Consider the following 15,709-nt stretch of genomic DNA (forward strand, 5'->3'; position numbering starts at 1 on the left):
ATGCCCCAGCCTTGCATATTGAACAACAACCCTCCGGGAGTCTTCATGACACGCACTTTCATCTTGCTGGCCAGCGTGCTGGCACTTGGCGCCTGCGCCAGCACCGCCACCACCGGTCCGCGCGCCGTGGCCCAGCTGCAAAGCACCACTGGCAATACAGCCAGCGGCTCGGTCACCTTCACCCAAAGCGGCGACAAGGTTCTGGTTTCTGGCATGGTCAGCGGCCTCAAGCCGAATGCCGAACATGGCTTTCACCTGCATGAAAAAGGCGACTGCTCCAGCGGCGACGGCGTAAGCGCAGGCGGCCACTTCAACCCAACCGGCCAGCCCCACGGCCAGCATGCCGCCATGCATCACCATGCAGGCGACCTGCGCAGCCTCACAGCCGATGCCAACGGCGTCGCCCGGTTCAGTTTCGAAGCCGCAGGCATTTCTGTCGGTAGCGGCACCGGCAACATCATCGGGCGGGGGCTGATCGTTCACCGCGATCCTGACGACTACACCACCCAGCCCACCGGCAACTCCGGACCGCGCCTGGCCTGCGCCGTGGTGACCCCAAGCTGAGCCTGAAACGGCGCGAATCGGACGCCGGACTTTATACTCCGGGCCATGCTTGACCACACCTCCATCGCCGACCTTCGCAAAAGCTATGAGCGCGCCGAACTCAATGAAGACGCCTCGCATGCCGATCCGCTCAAGCAGTTCGACCAGTGGCTTGGCGAAGCCATTTCAGCCCAGGTGCCCGAACCCAATGCCATGACCCTGGCCACCGTGGGCAGCAACCTGCGCCCATCCACCCGCGTGGTGCTGATCAAGGGCCTGGATGCGCAAGGCATTGTCTGGTACACCAACTACGCCAGCCGCAAGGGGCTGGAACTGGCCGGCAACCCGTATGCAGCGCTGCAGTTCCACTGGGTCGAGCTCGAACGGGTGGTGCGCATCGAAGGCGTGGTGGAAAAAATTGCGGACGAAGAAAGCGACGCCTACTTCAACAGCCGGCCGCTGGACTCGCGCATTGGCGCCTGGGCCAGCCCGCAAAGCGAAGTGATCTCCGGCCGAGGCGTGCTGGTGGCCAACGCCGCCAGGTACGGTGCCAAGTTCATGCTGAACCCACCGCGCCCGCCGCACTGGGGCGGCTACCGCCTCAAGCCGGACAACTGGCAGTTCTGGCAAGGCCGCAAAAGCCGCCTGCATGACCGCCTGCGCTATACGCTGCAGGACGATGCCAGCTGGCTGCGCGAACGTCTAGCGCCCTGAAGGCTCAGGCGGTCAAGCCGTCATCAAGCCGCCCAGCCGCTCGATGGCCTGGTGCTTGACCGAATCGAGCGCGCCAGCGCTGACCTGATCAGGCGCAATCTCAGCCAGCGGTGCCAGTACAAAAGCGCGCTGGTGCATGCGCGGATGCGGCACCGACAGCCGGGCCGAGTCGATGCGCGCGCTGCCATACAGCAATAAATCCAGGTCCAAGGTGCGGGGCGCATTGCGAAACGGCCTCTCGCGCCCGGCTTGCAGTTCCAGCTGCTGCAACCCGTCAAGCAAGGCGCATGCATTCAGGCCGGTTTCAATTTCCACCACGGCATTCAGGTAATCCGCCCCGGGCGCTGGCGCTTCATGGCCGGTATCGGTGTTTAGCGGTGCGGTTTTATAAAGTCCGGACTGCTGGCGAACTTGCGTCAGGGGCAGCCCGTCAAGGGCTTGCACCGCGTGACGCAGTGCAGCACGTGCATCGCCAAGGTTGGCACCCAGCGCGATAAAGGCCGTGACCGGCTCGCGCCCTGCCCTGGCCGCTTTTTTTTCATCCGTAGCGGCTGTGGCCATGTCGCAGCGTTGGCGCTCAGTCACCGCCAAGCGGGGAAGCACCGGCGGGCGGTAGCGACTCGCTGCCGCTCTCCTGGCCCTCGGCGGCACGGCTGACGGGTTTGCGGCGGCGGCGGCGTTTTTTGGCGGGGGCGGCATCGCCTTCTGGCAAGGCCAACTCCAGTCCGTCACCGTCAACCCGATTGCTGGCCGGCGACAGCGCTGGTGCCGTGTCGGAAGGTCGACCATCCTCGACATCGGCACGCTTGACCCGGGTGCGCGCCTGCGGTTTTTTCTGCTGCGTTTCGCGCATTGCCTCGATCATGTCGTGGCGCTCGTCGTCGTAGGCGGTGCTGAACTTTTCCCACCATTCGCCCAACGCCGGATCGATTTCGCCGACCTGGCCGCGCAGGCGCAAAAAGTCAAAGCCGGCGCGAAAGCGCGGCTGATCCAGCAGCGAATACGGCGCATTGCCGACGCGTTTTTCAAAACGTGGCTGCATGGTCCAGATTTCGCGCATGTCGATGCCCAGCTTGCCGCGTCCCGACACATCGCCGATCTTGCTGTTGAACGCTTCGTCAATCGCGTCCTGCAGCGCCGGCATCGGGGGTTCATTGCGCTTGAGGCGCCGGTCCCAGCCGCTGCGCACATCATTCCAGAGCACGCACGACAGCAAAAAGCTGGGCGCGACCGGCTTGCCTTCACCAACGCGGCGATCGGTGTCCTGCAAGGCCAGTTTCAGGAACGGATCGTCGGACATTTCAACCACCACGTCGAGCAGCGGATAAATGCCGGTGCCCATGCCCAGCGCCTTGAGCTGCGCAATGCTGGCCAGCGAATGGCCGGTCTGCAGCAGTTTGAGCATTTCGTCGAACAACCGTGACTGCGGAACGTCGGCCAGCAGGCCGCACATTTCCTTCAGCGGCGCCACCGTTTTTTCCTCGTACCTGAAGCCGAGCGCATTGAGCTTGGCGCCAAAACGCACGGCGCGAATGATGCGCACCGGGTCTTCGCGGTAGCGCAACGCCGGGTTGCCGATCATGCGGACAATTCTCTTTTTCGAGTCGCCAATGCCGTTGTGGTAATCAACGACTACTTCAGTTTCCGGGTCGTAGTACATGGCGTTGATGGTGAAGTCACGCCGCGCAGCGTCTTCTTCCATCGGTCCCCAGACGTTGTCGCGCAGCACGCGGCCCGACGCATGCACGGCATGCTTCATGCCGGCGAGTTCGCTCTTGCTGGTGCGCTCGTTGCCGCCGACCTGCTCGGCCAGGGCACTGTCCATGTGGGCACGAAAGGTCGAGACCTCGATCACCTCGTGCTCGCGACCCCGGCCATAAATGACGTGGACGATGCGAAAGCGCCGGCCGATGATGAAGGCGCGGCGAAACAGCGACTTGACCTGTTCCGGCGTGGCATCGGTGGCCACATCGAAGTCTTTCGGCTTCAAGCCCACCAGCAGGTCGCGCACCGCGCCGCCGACGATATAGGCCTGGAAACCGGCTTGCTTGAGCACATGCACCACGTCCATGGCGCGTTCGTCCACCAGCTTGACATTGATGCCGTGGTCCTTGAACTCGATGTCGTGGCGCTTGCCGAAGGGGGACTTTGGAACCCGTTTGGAGAGGGATTCGGCGCTGTCGGATTTGCCGAACAGTTTGTCGATGAATTTTTTGATCATGAAATTTAAATTTTTGAGGGAGATGCCGCCCCTTGGCAGCAAGCGTTGTCCCTGCCTTTTTCAGGCCGGAGGCGGCCGCCGCTGCCCGGCGGCAAGCGCCATTCGCGGCGCTTAAAACAGGTCAAGTATGCGCCATCCGCGGTCAAGGGCCAGCGCCCGCAGGCGAGCATCCGGGTTGGTGGCGACCGGATGGTTGACCTTTTCCAGCAGCGCCAGGTCATTCATTGAATCGGTATAAAACGTCGTGTGCACGTCGCCCCAGCCCAATTGGCGGGCAGCCAGCCATTGTTCCATGCGGGTCACTTTTCCTTCGCGGGCCGATGGCGTGCCCTGGATCTCGCCGGTCAGGTTGCCTTGGGCGTCACGTTCCAGTTGAACGGCGATCAGTTCGGACACGCCAAAAGCATCGGCAATTGGCCGCGTCACGAACTCGTTGGTGGCCGTCACGATAAGCACTTCGTCGCCGGCAGCGCGGTGCCGTTCGACCAGTTCCAGCGCCTGCGGCTTGATAGCTTTATGCACGATATCGCTCATAAAACGGGCGTGAGCAGCTATTGAATTAATAGTACCCTGTTCGCGAATAGCCTGCGTGGCAAAACGCACATAGTCCTGGATATTGAGCGTTCCAGCCCGGTATTGCTCGAAAAACTCGGCATTGCGGCGCTTGAATTCGGTCGCGTCGCACCAGCCCAGCGCAATCGTGAACTCGCCCCATTCGTAGTCAGAGTCCATCGGGATCAAGGTATGGTCCAGATCAAACAATGCCAATTTCCGGAGAGTTTGCGCGTTGTTCACGGCTTCTTTCCTGTCAACACTCACATCAACCGTCATTCCGTCTCCAGCATGGTTTTGATCAGCGGGATGGTGATGGCCCGCTTGGTTTGCAGCGCGTAGCTGTCCAGTTTGTCGAGCAGTTGCATCAGGCTGCCCAAATCACGTGAAAAGCGCGTCAGCATGAAATCCACCACCTCGTCATTGAGCAAAAAGCCGCGTGCGTCGGCTTCCTGCTTGATCACGGCGCGCCGTTCGTCGTCGCTCAGCGCCTGCAGCGCAAACACGTGGCCCCAGCCCAGGCGGGTCCGCAGGTCTTCGCGCAGCGGCAGGTCGGCAGGCGGCACATTGCCGGCAGCCACCACCCAGCGCGGCTGGCCGTCGTCAGTGCTCAGCGCATTGACGAACCAGTTGAAGGCGCTGCGCTGCTGCGCGGCGTTATAGAGATGGCATTCGTCCATGATCACGGCGGACCAGGCTTCGTTGAACTCGGGGGGCTCCAGCATCGATGCGTCCATCCAGCCGCTTGAAGCACCCTGGTCGCGCAAGGCTTCGCTGACCGCCTTGAGCAGATGCGTCTTGCCGCTGGCTTCACCGCCCCACAGGTAAGTCGGCACCGGCGAATCCGGCAGGCTTTGCGCCCACGACGCCAGTTGCCTGACGGCCGCTTCATTCGGTCCGATGAAAAAATTGGCAAACGAGGGGTCGGAAGCAAGTCCGATGTCCAGGGCGAGTTGTTTCATGGCGGGTTTGGCAGGCCGCATCCCGGTTTCAAAGGCCATGCGAACAGCGCCTGGCCGCCGGTGCGCAGGTTGTGCACCAGGTTTCGGCGCGTTGGAATGTCAGGGTAGGTTGCATGAAGCCTTGGAATGCGCTGGTCCGCAAGGGACCGGCAGAAGCTAGGAGGTATAGCCTTTAGAATCTCAGGCTGGATTCTATCGGGCTTGGCCAGCGGCCTCCTGACCACCGCCCTGCCCCTTCGAGCTGTCCCGGCTCCCACCGCATTACCTCCCGACACCATGACCACTACCCCCCTTTCCTACAAAGACGCCGGCGTTGACATCGACGCGGGCGACGCCCTGGTTGAACGCATCAAGCCACTGGCCAAAAAGACCATGCGCGAAGGCGTGATGGCCGGCATTGGCGGCTTTGGTGCGCTGTTTGAAGTGCCCAAGCGCTACAAGGAACCGGTGCTGGTGTCTGGCACCGACGGCGTGGGCACCAAGCTCAAGCTGGCGTTTGAATGGAATATGCACGACACCGTTGGCATCGACCTGGTCGCCATGAGCGTCAACGACGTGCTGGTGCAAGGCGCCGAGCCGCTTTTTTTCCTCGACTATTTCGCCTGCGGCAAGCTTGACATCGACACCGCTGCAGCCGTGATCGGCGGCATTGCCAAAGGCTGCGAACTCTCGGGTTGCGCCCTGATTGGCGGCGAAACCGCCGAGATGCCCGGCATGTACCCGGCTGGCGAATACGACCTGGCTGGTTTTGCCGTCGGCGCGGTCGAAAAATCCAAAATCCTGACCGGCAAGGACGTGACGCCCGGCGACGTGGTGCTGGGCCTGGCCAGCAGCGGCGTGCATTCCAATGGTTTCAGCCTGGTGCGCAAATGCATCGAGCGCGCTGGCAGCGACCTGCCCGCCACGCTGGACGGCAAGCCGTTCAAAGAGGCGCTGATGCAGCCGACCCGCCTGTACGTCAAAAACGTGCTGGCCGCGCTGGCTGCGCACCCGATCAAGGCGCTGGCGCACATCACCGGCGGCGGCTTGCTCGAGAACATTCCGCGCGTGCTGCCCGAAGGCACGGCGGCGCACCTGACCAAAGGCAGCTGGCCGCAGACCGAGCTGTTCGCCTGGCTGCAAAAGACCGCCGGCATCGACGACATCGAGATGAACCGAACCTTCAACAACGGCATCGGCATGGTGGTGGTGATTGATGCGGCCAGTGCCGCCGCTTGTGCCGCCATGCTTCGTGAGGCTGGCGAGCAGGTCTACGAAATTGGCGTGATAGCCGAGCGCGGCGACGGCGCGGCGGTCATCGTCGTCTGAACGCAAACGCATTTCCCGCACAAAAAAGCCGCTTCGAGCGGCTTTTTTCATTTTCAGGCGTCCGCTGTAGTTGGAGATGCGCCTGCGCGCTGTCACCCTGCGACAGGCAGCATGGATAAACCCCACCGCATGCGCAAAGTACTCTTTTCGCGCCCAATGGGGTATTGAGTGTGTCCCGGCTTGGGCGCTTGCAGCCGCTTTAGCACCTGACTGCCACATGTCACACACCCAACCGAACGCGCTTCCATTCATTGTTGAAAGAACACCCATGCGCATCCACGCCGATTTTTCATGCCGCGCCATCGTCACACCCGATCAGCACCAATGGGTGCCCTCGCCCATGGCCGGTGTCGAGCGCGTGATGCTGGACCGCGTGGGCGAAGAAAAAGCCCGCGCCACCAGCATCGTGCGCTACGCACCCGATTCACACTTTGCGCGCCACCTGCATCCCGGCGGCGAAGAAATCTTCGTGCTGTCTGGCACCTTTTCGGACGAGCATGGGCACTATCCGGCAGGCTGGTATTTGCGCAATCCACCCGGATCGTCCCACCAGCCTTTCAGCGTCCCCGGCGCCACCATCTTTGTCAAGCTGTGGCAGATGCAGCCAAGCGACAGCCACACCGTGCGCGTCGACACGAACGACCCCGCGGCTTGGAAGCACCAGGAAGGGCGAGAGGTCTGCCCGCTGTTCTCAAGCGACATCGAACAGGTCTGCCTGCAACGCCTTGGGCCTGGCCAAAACGTGTTCGCCGAATCCGCCAACAGCGCTGAACTGCTGGTGCTGGACGGCAGCGTGGCAATGGCTGGCCAAACCTGCGCGCCCAGAAGCTGGATACGCCTGCCCGAGGGCGACCCTTCAAAAATCGCGGCCAACGCACAGGGCGCTACCGTTTACCTCAAGACCGGTCACTTGGTCCGCATGACTGAGACGGCATGAACCTGCAGACAACGCGCATCGCCATCGTCGGTGCAGGCTTGAGCGGCCTGTATGCCGCCTATTTGCTAGAGCAGCAAGGCATCAAGGACTATGTGCTGCTGGAAGCTCGAGACACCCTGGGCGGGCGTATTGCGTCCGTTGCGGCTTCGGGACCACTGGCAACCGGGACAGCGACAAGTGCAGCCAGAATCGACCTTATTGACCTTATTGACCGTATTGACCTGGGGCCAGCCTGGTTTTGGCCCGGCTACCAGCCCCAGCTGGGGCGCCTGGTTGATGAATTGAACCTGGCGAGCTTTGAGCAACATGAGGTCGGCGACACGGTGATGGAGCGTTCGCCCCACGAGCCGCCTGCGCGGGTGCGCGGTTATGCCAATTCGCCTGCCTCGATGCGCCTGACAGGCGGCATGGGCGCGTTGACCGACGCGCTGCACCGCCGCCTGGACGCCACGCGAATTCACACCGGGCAAGCGGTGCGCCGCCTGCGCAGCACGGCGCAGCATGTGGAGCTGGACAGCCAAGACGTGACTGACGCGCAAGGCCAAACAACCACTTGGCGTGCAGAACACGTGTTGCTGGCGCTGCCGCCGCGCCTGCTGGAAAGCAGTATTGAATTCGTGCCTGCCCTGCCGCCAGCGCTGGCCCGGCAATGGCGCGCAACCGCCACCTGGATGGCGCCCCATGCCAAGTACATCGCCACTTATGACACCCCGTTCTGGCGCGAACAAGGCTTGTCCGGCGAGGCCAGAAGCGCACGCGGGCCACTGGGTGAGATTCACGATGCGTCCATGCCGGGCGGCAGCGCTGCCCTGTTCGGCTTTTTTGGCGTCCCTTCGCACGTCCGCCAAAGCTTGCCCGAGGCCGGACTGAAGGCGCATTGCCGCGACCAGCTCGTACGCCTGTTCGGCAGCCAGGCGGCCACGCCCAAGGCCGAATTCATCAAGGATTGGGCACTGGACCCGTTCACCGCCACCGCTGCCGATTTGGAAGGCACGGGCCAACACGCCCAAGCGCCCGCCGCTACTGCCACGTCTGGCCCGTGGGCAGGGCGCCTGACCGGCATCGCCAGCGAATGGTCGCCGCAGTTTGCGGGGTATGTGGCTGGGGCCGTTGAGGCAGCGGGCTTGGGCGTGGAGGGATTGCGTCCATTGGCTGCGTGATGCAACGAGGAAGGCGATGCCCCTGCCCTTGCGAAGACGACAAGGGCCGGGCGAGTCACGCAGTTGACCCTTGAGACAGTGCAGTCCTTGCAGAATGTGACAGCAGCCAACCAGCGGCGCCGCACGGGCCGCATACTCCCAACGCCAAGAGACCCCCATGAAATTTGACGACGTCATCCGGCAGCGCCGCAGTATTCGCGGCTACCTGAACAAGCCCGTGCCCAAGGCGCTCATCCGCGAGGTGCTGGAACTGGCCATGCGCGCCCCCACCTCGCTCAACACCCAGCCCTGGAATTTTTACGTGGTCACCGGCGAGGTGCTGGACCGCATTCGCGCAGGCAACGTGGAGCGCAATCTGGCAGGCGTGCCCGATTCACGCGAGTTTCGCCTGGGGCCGAATTACGCAGGCCCGCACCGCGAACGACAGATTGGCGTTGCCAAGCAACTGTTCGCCGCCATGGGCATTGAGCGCGAGAACAAGGAAAAACGGCAGGACTGGGTGCTGCGCGGCTTTCGCCAGTTCGACGCACCTGTCTCGATCGTGGTGACATACGACCGCGCCATTCAGGGCAGCGACATTGCGCCCTTCGACTGCGGCGGCGTGGTCAACTGCATCGTCAATGCCGCCTGGGCGCGTGGCCTGGGCTGCGTGATCAACAGCCAGGGCATCATGCAGTCGCCCGTGGTGCGAGCTGAGGCCGGCATTCCCGACGACCAGGTGATTCAGACCTGCATCGCCATGGGCTGGCCCGACGAGAGCTTTCCGGCCAACGCCGTGGTCTCGCAGCGCAAGCCGGTGGATGAAGCGGCGACGTTTCTGGGGTTTGGAGATTGAGTCAGTGAGTAAAGCAGCACGACAGCACGACTATCGGGTCCTGCCAAAACGCCGACGGATGAACAATAGCGATCGCTCTGGAACCAGACAAGTCATATTTTTTGACGTAACGTTGCAACCCTAAAACCCGCATACTTCGAATCGCGCGCTTCAAAGCAAATCCCATGTCTGATTCCCCCCGCCAGCCAGTCCCCACCTCCCCCGGTTCGCGGCGTCTGCCCGCCGCCATCTGGGCGCTGGGCTTTGTCAGCCTCTTGATGGACATTTCTTCCGAGATGATCCACAGCCTGCTGCCGGTCTTCATGGTCACGGTGCTGGGCACCAGCATGTGGGCTGTCGGGATGATCGAAGGCGCGGCAGAAGCCACGGCCCTCATCGTCAAGGTGTTTTCTGGCGTTCTCAGCGACTACTGGGGCAAGCGAAAGCCGCTGGCGGTGCTGGGCTATGGACTGGGCGCGGCGTCCAAACCGCTGTTTGCGCTGGCATCCACGACCGGCCTGGTGCTGGCTGCGCGTTTGATTGACCGCGTCGGCAAGGGCATTCGCGGCGCGCCACGCGATGCGCTGGTGGCCGACCTGGCACCGCCCGGCATGCGCGGCGCGGCGTTCGGCCTGCGCCAGTCGCTCGACACCGTGGGCGCCTTCGTCGGCCCGCTGATCGCCATGGGCCTGATGCTGCTCTGGGCAAATGACTTCCGGGCGATTTTCTGGGTGGCGATGGTGCCAGGCTTCATGGCGGTGGCGCTGCTGCTGTTCGGCGTGCAAGAGCCGGAGCGTGTGCGCCTGCCCAACGAGGCGGCGCGCGTCAACCCGATCAGCCAGGCCAACTTGCGCCGGCTGAGCGCGCCGTACTGGCGCGTGGTCGCCATTGGCGCGGTGTTCACGCTGGCGCGTTTCAGCGAGGCGTTTTTACTGCTGCGTGCGCTGCAGGGCGGCTTGCCGGTGGCGTACACGCCGCTGGTGCTGATCGGCATGAACATCGTCTATGCCCTGGGTGCCTATCCCTTTGGCAAGCTGTCGGACGCCGTCAGCCACCGCGCGCTGCTGGCATGGGGCCTGGTGGTGCTGATCGCTGCTGACGCCCTGCTGGCGTCAGGCAGCAGCCTCATCTGGATCGCAGCCGGCATTTTGCTGTGGGGTCTGCACATGGCGATGACCCAGGGCTTGCTCGCCACCATGGTGGCCGATACGGCGCCACCCGACCTGCGCGGCACGGCCTTTGGTTTTTTCAATTTGATGAGCGGGCTGGCGATGCTGCTGGCCAGCACCGTGGCCGGCGTGCTGTGGGACCAGCTGGGCGCGCCGGCCACGTTTGCGGCAGGCGCTTTTTTCAGCCTGGCGGCGCTGGGATTGTTGTGGCACTGGCGCGGCATGACGCCATGACAGTGCTCCTTTAAAGATAGCTACCAGCGCCCTTGCCACCTGCGGAAATGGCCTTTTTTGTCTAAATATCAGTTGCCAGCGCGGCGCAACTGGCTCACACGCGCAGCAATCGCGTCGGTATCCAGCGCATCGTCGGCATGCGCCAGGTAGGTTTCCAGGTCGGCCACCGCTGAACCCACGTCGCCCTGCGCCGCCCAGGCCAGGCCCCGGTCGCGGTATTCGGTCCAGGCGTCGGGCTGCAGCACGATGAGCCGGTCCTGCACGGCAATCAGGCGGGGCCAGTCTTCCTGGGTTTTGTGGATGTCCTGCAGGTTGCGCAGCATGCGGGCAATGATCTCGCGCGGCGGCGCTGACTGCAGGTACAGCCCCATCGGCACTTCAAACTCTTCGCTGACAGGGCTGCGCTGGCGAAAAGGCTCCAGCCGCTCGGCCAGCTCCTCGCGGCTCAGCGACTGGCCATTGAACGGGTCGATCACCACCTGGCCCTTGGGCAGGTTGACCTTGACCATGAAATGCCCCGGAAAAGCCACGCCACGCGCGTTCAGCCCCAGGCCAACGGCCAGTTCCAGCCACAGCACGGCCAGCGTGATCGGGATGCCGCGCCGGGTGCGCAGCACGGTGTTCAGGTAGCTGTTGTCGGGGTCGTAGTAGTCGTTGATGTTGCCGCCAAAGCCCAGGTCGCGGAAAAAGAACTGGTTCAGCGCGCGCAGGCGCTGCAGTTCGGGGGCATCAAGGGGCAGCCGGCGCTTGAGGCGGGCCAGCAACTGGTCCACATCGCCCAGCACCTGCTCGACGTCCAGGTCGGGGTATTCATCCTGCGCCAGGCTGACGGCGGTTTCCAGCAAGGGAAAATGCGCATCGCTTTGCACCAGGCTGGAAAAGTATTGAAGCGGCGACGGAACGGCGAAATTTAATGGCATGGCACTACTTTCTCACAAACCGAACCCCGGTGTGTATTGGTAAATATACCGCTGCTTGCGGTGCTTCAAGTGCAAACCAACCGATAGGCTGCGTCAGCGTTTAAGCAATTTTCGCAGGTTCAGGCCCGACACCCGGAGGACTATGAAATATATAGCGCCTGATGCAGTCAGGACAAGCGCAAGCAGCCCGATTCGCTGAAAGTATTGGTGCTTCAGGCCGATCCAGTTCACACCCTCGGCAGCCCAGAGCAAAAACACCGCCAGCAGTGCGCTGGCTGAAAAAACCTGCAGGCCAAACAGCACCCAGCCCGGCGCCGGCGTGAAGCTGCCGCGCTTGATCAGCCCGACCAGCAGGCTCAGCGCATTGATCAGCGCGCCGATACCAATGGCCAGCGCCAGCCCGGCATGCTGAAAATACGGCACCAGCGCCAAATTCAGCAGTTGCGTAATGACCAGCACGACCACGGCAATCTTCACTGGCGTCTTGATGTTCTGGCTGGCATAAAAACCCGGGGCCAGCACCTTGATGGCCACCAGCCCGACCAGGCCGGCGCCGTAGCCCATCAGCGCAGTGGTGGTCTGCTGCACGTCACGGTCGGTGAACGCGCCGTAGTGATACAGCGTTGCCACCAGCGGTTCCGAGAACGTCAGCAGCGCCACCGCGCAGGGCACAGCCAGCAGCACGACGATGCGCAGCCCCCAGTCGAGCATGGCCGAGTATTTGACGTCGTCACCCTCACCCCTGGCCGCCGCCAGTTGCGGCGTCAGCACCACGCCGATGGCCACGCCCAGCATGGCGGTCGGGAACTCCATCAGCCGGTCGGCGTAGGTCAGCCAGCTGACACTGCCGGGCGTCAGGTGCGAGGCGATCTGGGTGTTGATCAGCAACGAGATTTGCGCAACGCTGACGCCCAGCAGGGCCGGCAACATCAGCTTGGCAATGTTCTTGCTGCCGGGCTCGGCCCAAGCCGTTCGCAGCGCCGACAGGCTGAAGCCGATTTTCGGCAGCAGCCCCAGCCTGAGCAACGCCGGCACCTGCACGCCAAGCTGTAGCACGCCGCCCAGCATCACGCCGACGCCCAGCGCATACACCGGCTCGATGCCCAGCGACTTGAACCACGGCGCGCCCAGCCAGGCCGCGCCAATCATGGACACGTTGAGCAGCACCGGCGTGGCAGCTGGAACGGCAAAACGCCGCCAGGTGTTAAGCACACCGGACGACAGCGCCACCAGCGACATGAAGGCGATGTACGGAAACATCCAGCGCGTCATGACCACGGCGGCGTCGTAGCCGCGCGGCGCCTGCTGCAAGCCGCTGGCCATGGCCCAGACCAGCAGTGGCGCAGCCGCCACGCCCAGCACGCAGGTCAGCAGCAGCACCCAGAACAGCAGCGTGGCAACGCGGTCGATCAGCAGCTTGGTGGCGGCTTCGCCATGCTGCGCCTTGTTCGCCGCCAGCACTGGCACGAAAGCCTGGCTGAATGCGCCTTCGGCAAACAGGCGGCGAAACAGGTTGGGAATGCGAAAGGCCACATTGAAGGCATCGGTCATGGCGCTGGCGCCAAAGCTGGAGGCAATCAGCAGTTCACGCACCAGGCCGGTGACGCGGGACAGCAAAGTGAACAGGGAGACGGTGGAGGCGGATTTGAAAAGTGACACCGCAGGAGTTTATGCGCTGCTTGCGCCAGCAACGTCCGAAAACAAATTTGTCGGGCGCAGTCCATGCCGGCACCGGCCCGGCGCAAGTATTATCAAATGGGTGTTTCCCCTGTGGCGAACCATGCCGCAACGGAGTCCACTTCGTGTTTCGATGCATCCTGCACCCATACACCACGCAACATTCAGCGACCACATACATGATCCTTTCCTGCCCATCGCGCACATTGACGTCTCGATTCATGCCTCGCGCAGCCTTTGCCCCTTTCACTCCTGCGCGTCATGGCGTCAGTCTGGCCTGCGCTGCGTTTCTTGCCATCGCCCTGGCGCCTGTCAAGAGCCAAGCGCAGGAAAGCGCAAACCCCGCACTGCAGGAGGTGGTCGTCAGCGCCAGCCGGGCCGAGCAGCGCCGCTTTGATGCGCCGGGCGCCATTGACGCGGTACAGGTCGATCCGTTTCGCACCGCCTCCCCGCTGGTCAACCTGTCCGAACTGATGGGCAGCGTGCCCGGCCTGCAGATTCGGGACCGGCAGAACTTTGCGCAGGATTTGCAGGTGTCGGTGCGCGGTTTTGGCACGCGCTCGACCTTTGGCGTGCGCGGCGTGCGCATCCTGGTCGACGGCATTCCGGCGACCATGCCCGATGGCCAGGGCCAGGCGGCCACCGCCAGCCTGACCTCGGCCAAGCGCATCGAACTGCTGCGCGGGCCGCTGGCCCAGCTGTATGGCAACGCAGCGGGCGGCGTGCTGCAGGTGTTCACCAAAGACCCGCCGGTGACGCCGGACAAGCCCGAATACAGCCTGTCCGCCGGTGCCGGCTCGGACGGCCAGCGCCGCATCGCCGCCGGCATTGCGGGCGGCAGCGACACGCTGGGCGGACTGCTGGATGCATCGCGCTACAGCACCGACGGTTTTCGCGACCACAGTGCGGCACGGCGCGAGCAGCTCAATGCCAAGGTCGTTGCCAAGCCGTCGGCGGACACCACCCTTACCGGCATCGTCAATCTGTTCCGCCAGCCACTGGCCGAAGACCCGCTGGGTCTGACGCGTTCGCAGTTCCAGCAAAACCCGCGCCAAGTGGTGCCGGGCGCCATCACCTTCAACACGCGCAAGACCATCGAGCAAGACCAGGCCGGGCTGGTGGTCGAGCACAAGCTGACCGCCAGCGACACGCTCAATGCGCGCCTGTACGGCGGCACGCGCAAGGTGGACCAGAAACTGGCCTTCCAGACCAATGGCGTAGTGAACCTGGACCGCAGCTACGGCGGCGTCGGCGCCAGCTGGACGCATGCCATGCAGGTCAACCAGTTGCCGGTGCGCTGGACGGTGGGCGTCGAAGCCGACCAGTTGCGCGAAACCCGCAAGGGCTTTGACAACCTCGCCGGCAACAACGGGGCGCTGCGCCGCAACGAAGACGACACCGCGCGCAACAACGATGTGTTTGGCCAGCTTGACTGGACCTTTTCGCCCGACTGGCAGGCGATTGCCGGCGTGCGCGCCAGCCGGGTGAAGTTCAGCGTCGATGACCGCTTCAACCCGGCGGCCAGCAGCACCAGCGGCAGCGTGGAATACCGCAACACGAGCCCGGTCATTGGCCTGGTCTGGCATGCCGCCGAAACCCTCAATGTGTACGCCAACCTGGGCACTGGATTCGAAACCCCGACGCTGGCCGAAAGCGCCTACCGTCCGGGCGGCGCACCCGGACCGAACTTTGCGCTGAAAGCCTCTAAAAGCACGCAGGGCGAAATAGGCGTCAAGCTGCGCAGCGGCCCGCACAGTTTTGACGCGGCGCTGTTTGAAGCCAGAAGCAAGGACGAAATCGTGTCGTCACTGTCGAGCGGCGGCCGGGCGATTTTTCAGAACGCCGACAAGACCACCCGGCGTGGCCTGGAAGCATCGTGGTCTGCCCACTGGACCGGCGGCCTGGATACGCGCCTGGCCTACACGTTGCTCGATGCACGCTTCGAGTCGGCCTATACCGGCGCGCAAGGTCCGGTGCCTGTCGGCAACCGCCTGCCCGGCGCCCCACGGCACAGCCTGTTTGCCGATGTGCAGGCCAGCATTACCGAATCGGTCAAGGCCGGACTGGAAACGCGCCTGGAAAGCAAAACGTATGTCAACGACCTGAACACCGACGCAGCGCCGGGTTACGCTGTCTTCAATGCGAGCCTGAGCCGCGAATTCCGCTTCAACGGCGCCAAGATGCTGCTGTACGGCCGCATCGATAACCTGCTTGACAAGACCTATGCCGGATCGGTGATCGTCAATGACAACAACGCGCGTTATTTTGAAGCGGCGGCTGGCCGGCGTCTGTTTGTCGGCGTTCGCAGCAAGTTTTAGACCCGCTTATTTTTGATACTGTTGCTGGAATTCTGTGAGAACGATGATCACATTAAAGTATTCGTCTGCCATGCTGAGTGTCTAAAACATCTCCGCAGCAACACTGACGCAAAAGGGAGCAAACCAGATCAACGTCGATGCTGGTTTGATGCCAACAGTCAAGTTCGTCCATACATAACG

The 15,709-nt window shown here is 63.2% G+C and carries 14 protein-coding genes; 8 read left to right on the forward strand and 6 right to left on the reverse strand.

Annotation, left to right across the window (positions count from 1 at the left end; genetic code table 11):
• Positions 1-45 precede the first annotated feature (45 nt).
• Together IWX87_RS03985 and pdxH are read left to right on the forward strand one after the other, a co-directional pair.
• Positions 46-564: a superoxide dismutase family protein gene (locus IWX87_RS03985; protein ID WP_196862238.1), complete on the forward strand. Its 519-nt coding sequence runs from the start codon at positions 46-48 to the stop codon at positions 562-564.
• A 45-nt stretch (positions 565-609) separates the two neighbouring features.
• Complete coding sequence (pdxH, locus tag IWX87_RS03990; RefSeq protein WP_196862239.1) at positions 610-1,257, forward strand: pyridoxamine 5'-phosphate oxidase; 648 nt, start codon at positions 610-612, stop codon at positions 1,255-1,257.
• A 12-nt stretch (positions 1,258-1,269) separates the two neighbouring features.
• Here pdxH and folK read toward each other — a convergent pair whose 3' ends face one another.
• From folK to hda, 4 genes are all read right to left on the reverse strand, one after another.
• On the reverse strand, positions 1,270-1,818 hold the full coding sequence (gene folK, locus IWX87_RS03995) for a 2-amino-4-hydroxy-6-hydroxymethyldihydropteridine diphosphokinase (RefSeq protein ID WP_196862240.1): 549 nt from the start codon (positions 1,816-1,818) through the stop codon (positions 1,270-1,272).
• 16 nt (positions 1,819-1,834) lie between these two features.
• Positions 1,835-3,478, reverse strand: a complete 1,644-nt coding sequence (pcnB, locus tag IWX87_RS04000) for a polynucleotide adenylyltransferase PcnB (protein ID WP_196862241.1) — start codon at positions 3,476-3,478, stop codon at positions 1,835-1,837.
• 111 nt (positions 3,479-3,589) lie between these two features.
• Positions 3,590-4,309 (reverse strand): HAD family phosphatase, encoded by a 720-nt coding sequence (locus IWX87_RS04005; protein ID WP_196862242.1) that lies wholly within the window; start codon positions 4,307-4,309, stop codon positions 3,590-3,592.
• On the reverse strand, positions 4,306-4,992 hold the full coding sequence (gene hda, locus IWX87_RS04010; RefSeq protein WP_196862444.1) for a DnaA regulatory inactivator Hda: 687 nt from the start codon (positions 4,990-4,992) through the stop codon (positions 4,306-4,308). The genes IWX87_RS04005 and hda overlap by 4 nt, the downstream gene beginning before the upstream one ends.
• 276 nt (positions 4,993-5,268) lie before the next feature.
• Between hda and purM the strand changes: the two genes are divergently transcribed.
• The 5 genes from purM (at position 5,269) to IWX87_RS04035 (ending at position 10,614) form a co-directional block, all read left to right on the forward strand.
• Entirely contained in the window at positions 5,269-6,300 is a 1,032-nt protein-coding gene (gene purM / locus IWX87_RS04015) for a phosphoribosylformylglycinamidine cyclo-ligase (RefSeq protein ID WP_196862243.1), read from the forward strand.
• A gap of 268 nt (positions 6,301-6,568) precedes the next feature.
• Positions 6,569-7,237, forward strand: a complete 669-nt coding sequence (locus IWX87_RS04020; RefSeq protein WP_196862244.1) for a cupin domain-containing protein — start codon at positions 6,569-6,571, stop codon at positions 7,235-7,237.
• Positions 7,238-7,239: 2 nt separating this feature from the next.
• Positions 7,240-8,397 (forward strand): flavin monoamine oxidase family protein, encoded by a 1,158-nt coding sequence (locus IWX87_RS04025; protein ID WP_370583769.1) that lies wholly within the window; start codon positions 7,240-7,242, stop codon positions 8,395-8,397.
• Between the two features lie 157 nt (positions 8,398-8,554).
• A complete protein-coding gene (locus tag IWX87_RS04030) occupies positions 8,555-9,232 on the forward strand; it encodes a nitroreductase (protein WP_196862246.1) in 678 nt (225 codons plus the stop codon).
• A 164-nt stretch (positions 9,233-9,396) separates the two neighbouring features.
• Positions 9,397-10,614: an MFS transporter gene (locus IWX87_RS04035; protein ID WP_196862247.1), complete on the forward strand. Its 1,218-nt coding sequence runs from the start codon at positions 9,397-9,399 to the stop codon at positions 10,612-10,614.
• 68 nt (positions 10,615-10,682) lie between these two features.
• Here the strand turns inward: IWX87_RS04035 and IWX87_RS04040 are convergent, their stop codons facing one another.
• On the reverse strand, positions 10,683-11,534 hold the full coding sequence (locus IWX87_RS04040; protein ID WP_196862248.1) for a SirB1 family protein: 852 nt from the start codon (positions 11,532-11,534) through the stop codon (positions 10,683-10,685).
• A gap of 93 nt (positions 11,535-11,627) precedes the next feature.
• Positions 11,628-13,193, reverse strand: coding sequence for a murein biosynthesis integral membrane protein MurJ (murJ, locus tag IWX87_RS04045; RefSeq protein WP_196862249.1), 1,566 nt, complete (start codon positions 13,191-13,193; stop codon positions 11,628-11,630).
• A 239-nt stretch (positions 13,194-13,432) separates the two neighbouring features.
• Between murJ and IWX87_RS04050 the strand changes: the two genes are divergently transcribed.
• A complete protein-coding gene (locus tag IWX87_RS04050) occupies positions 13,433-15,529 on the forward strand; it encodes a TonB-dependent receptor (protein ID WP_196862250.1) in 2,097 nt (698 codons plus the stop codon).
• Positions 15,530-15,709: the final 180 nt, after the last annotated feature.

The organism is Polaromonas sp. CG_9.7, from assembly GCF_015752205.1.
GTDB lineage: Bacteria > Pseudomonadota > Gammaproteobacteria > Burkholderiales > Burkholderiaceae_C > Polaromonas.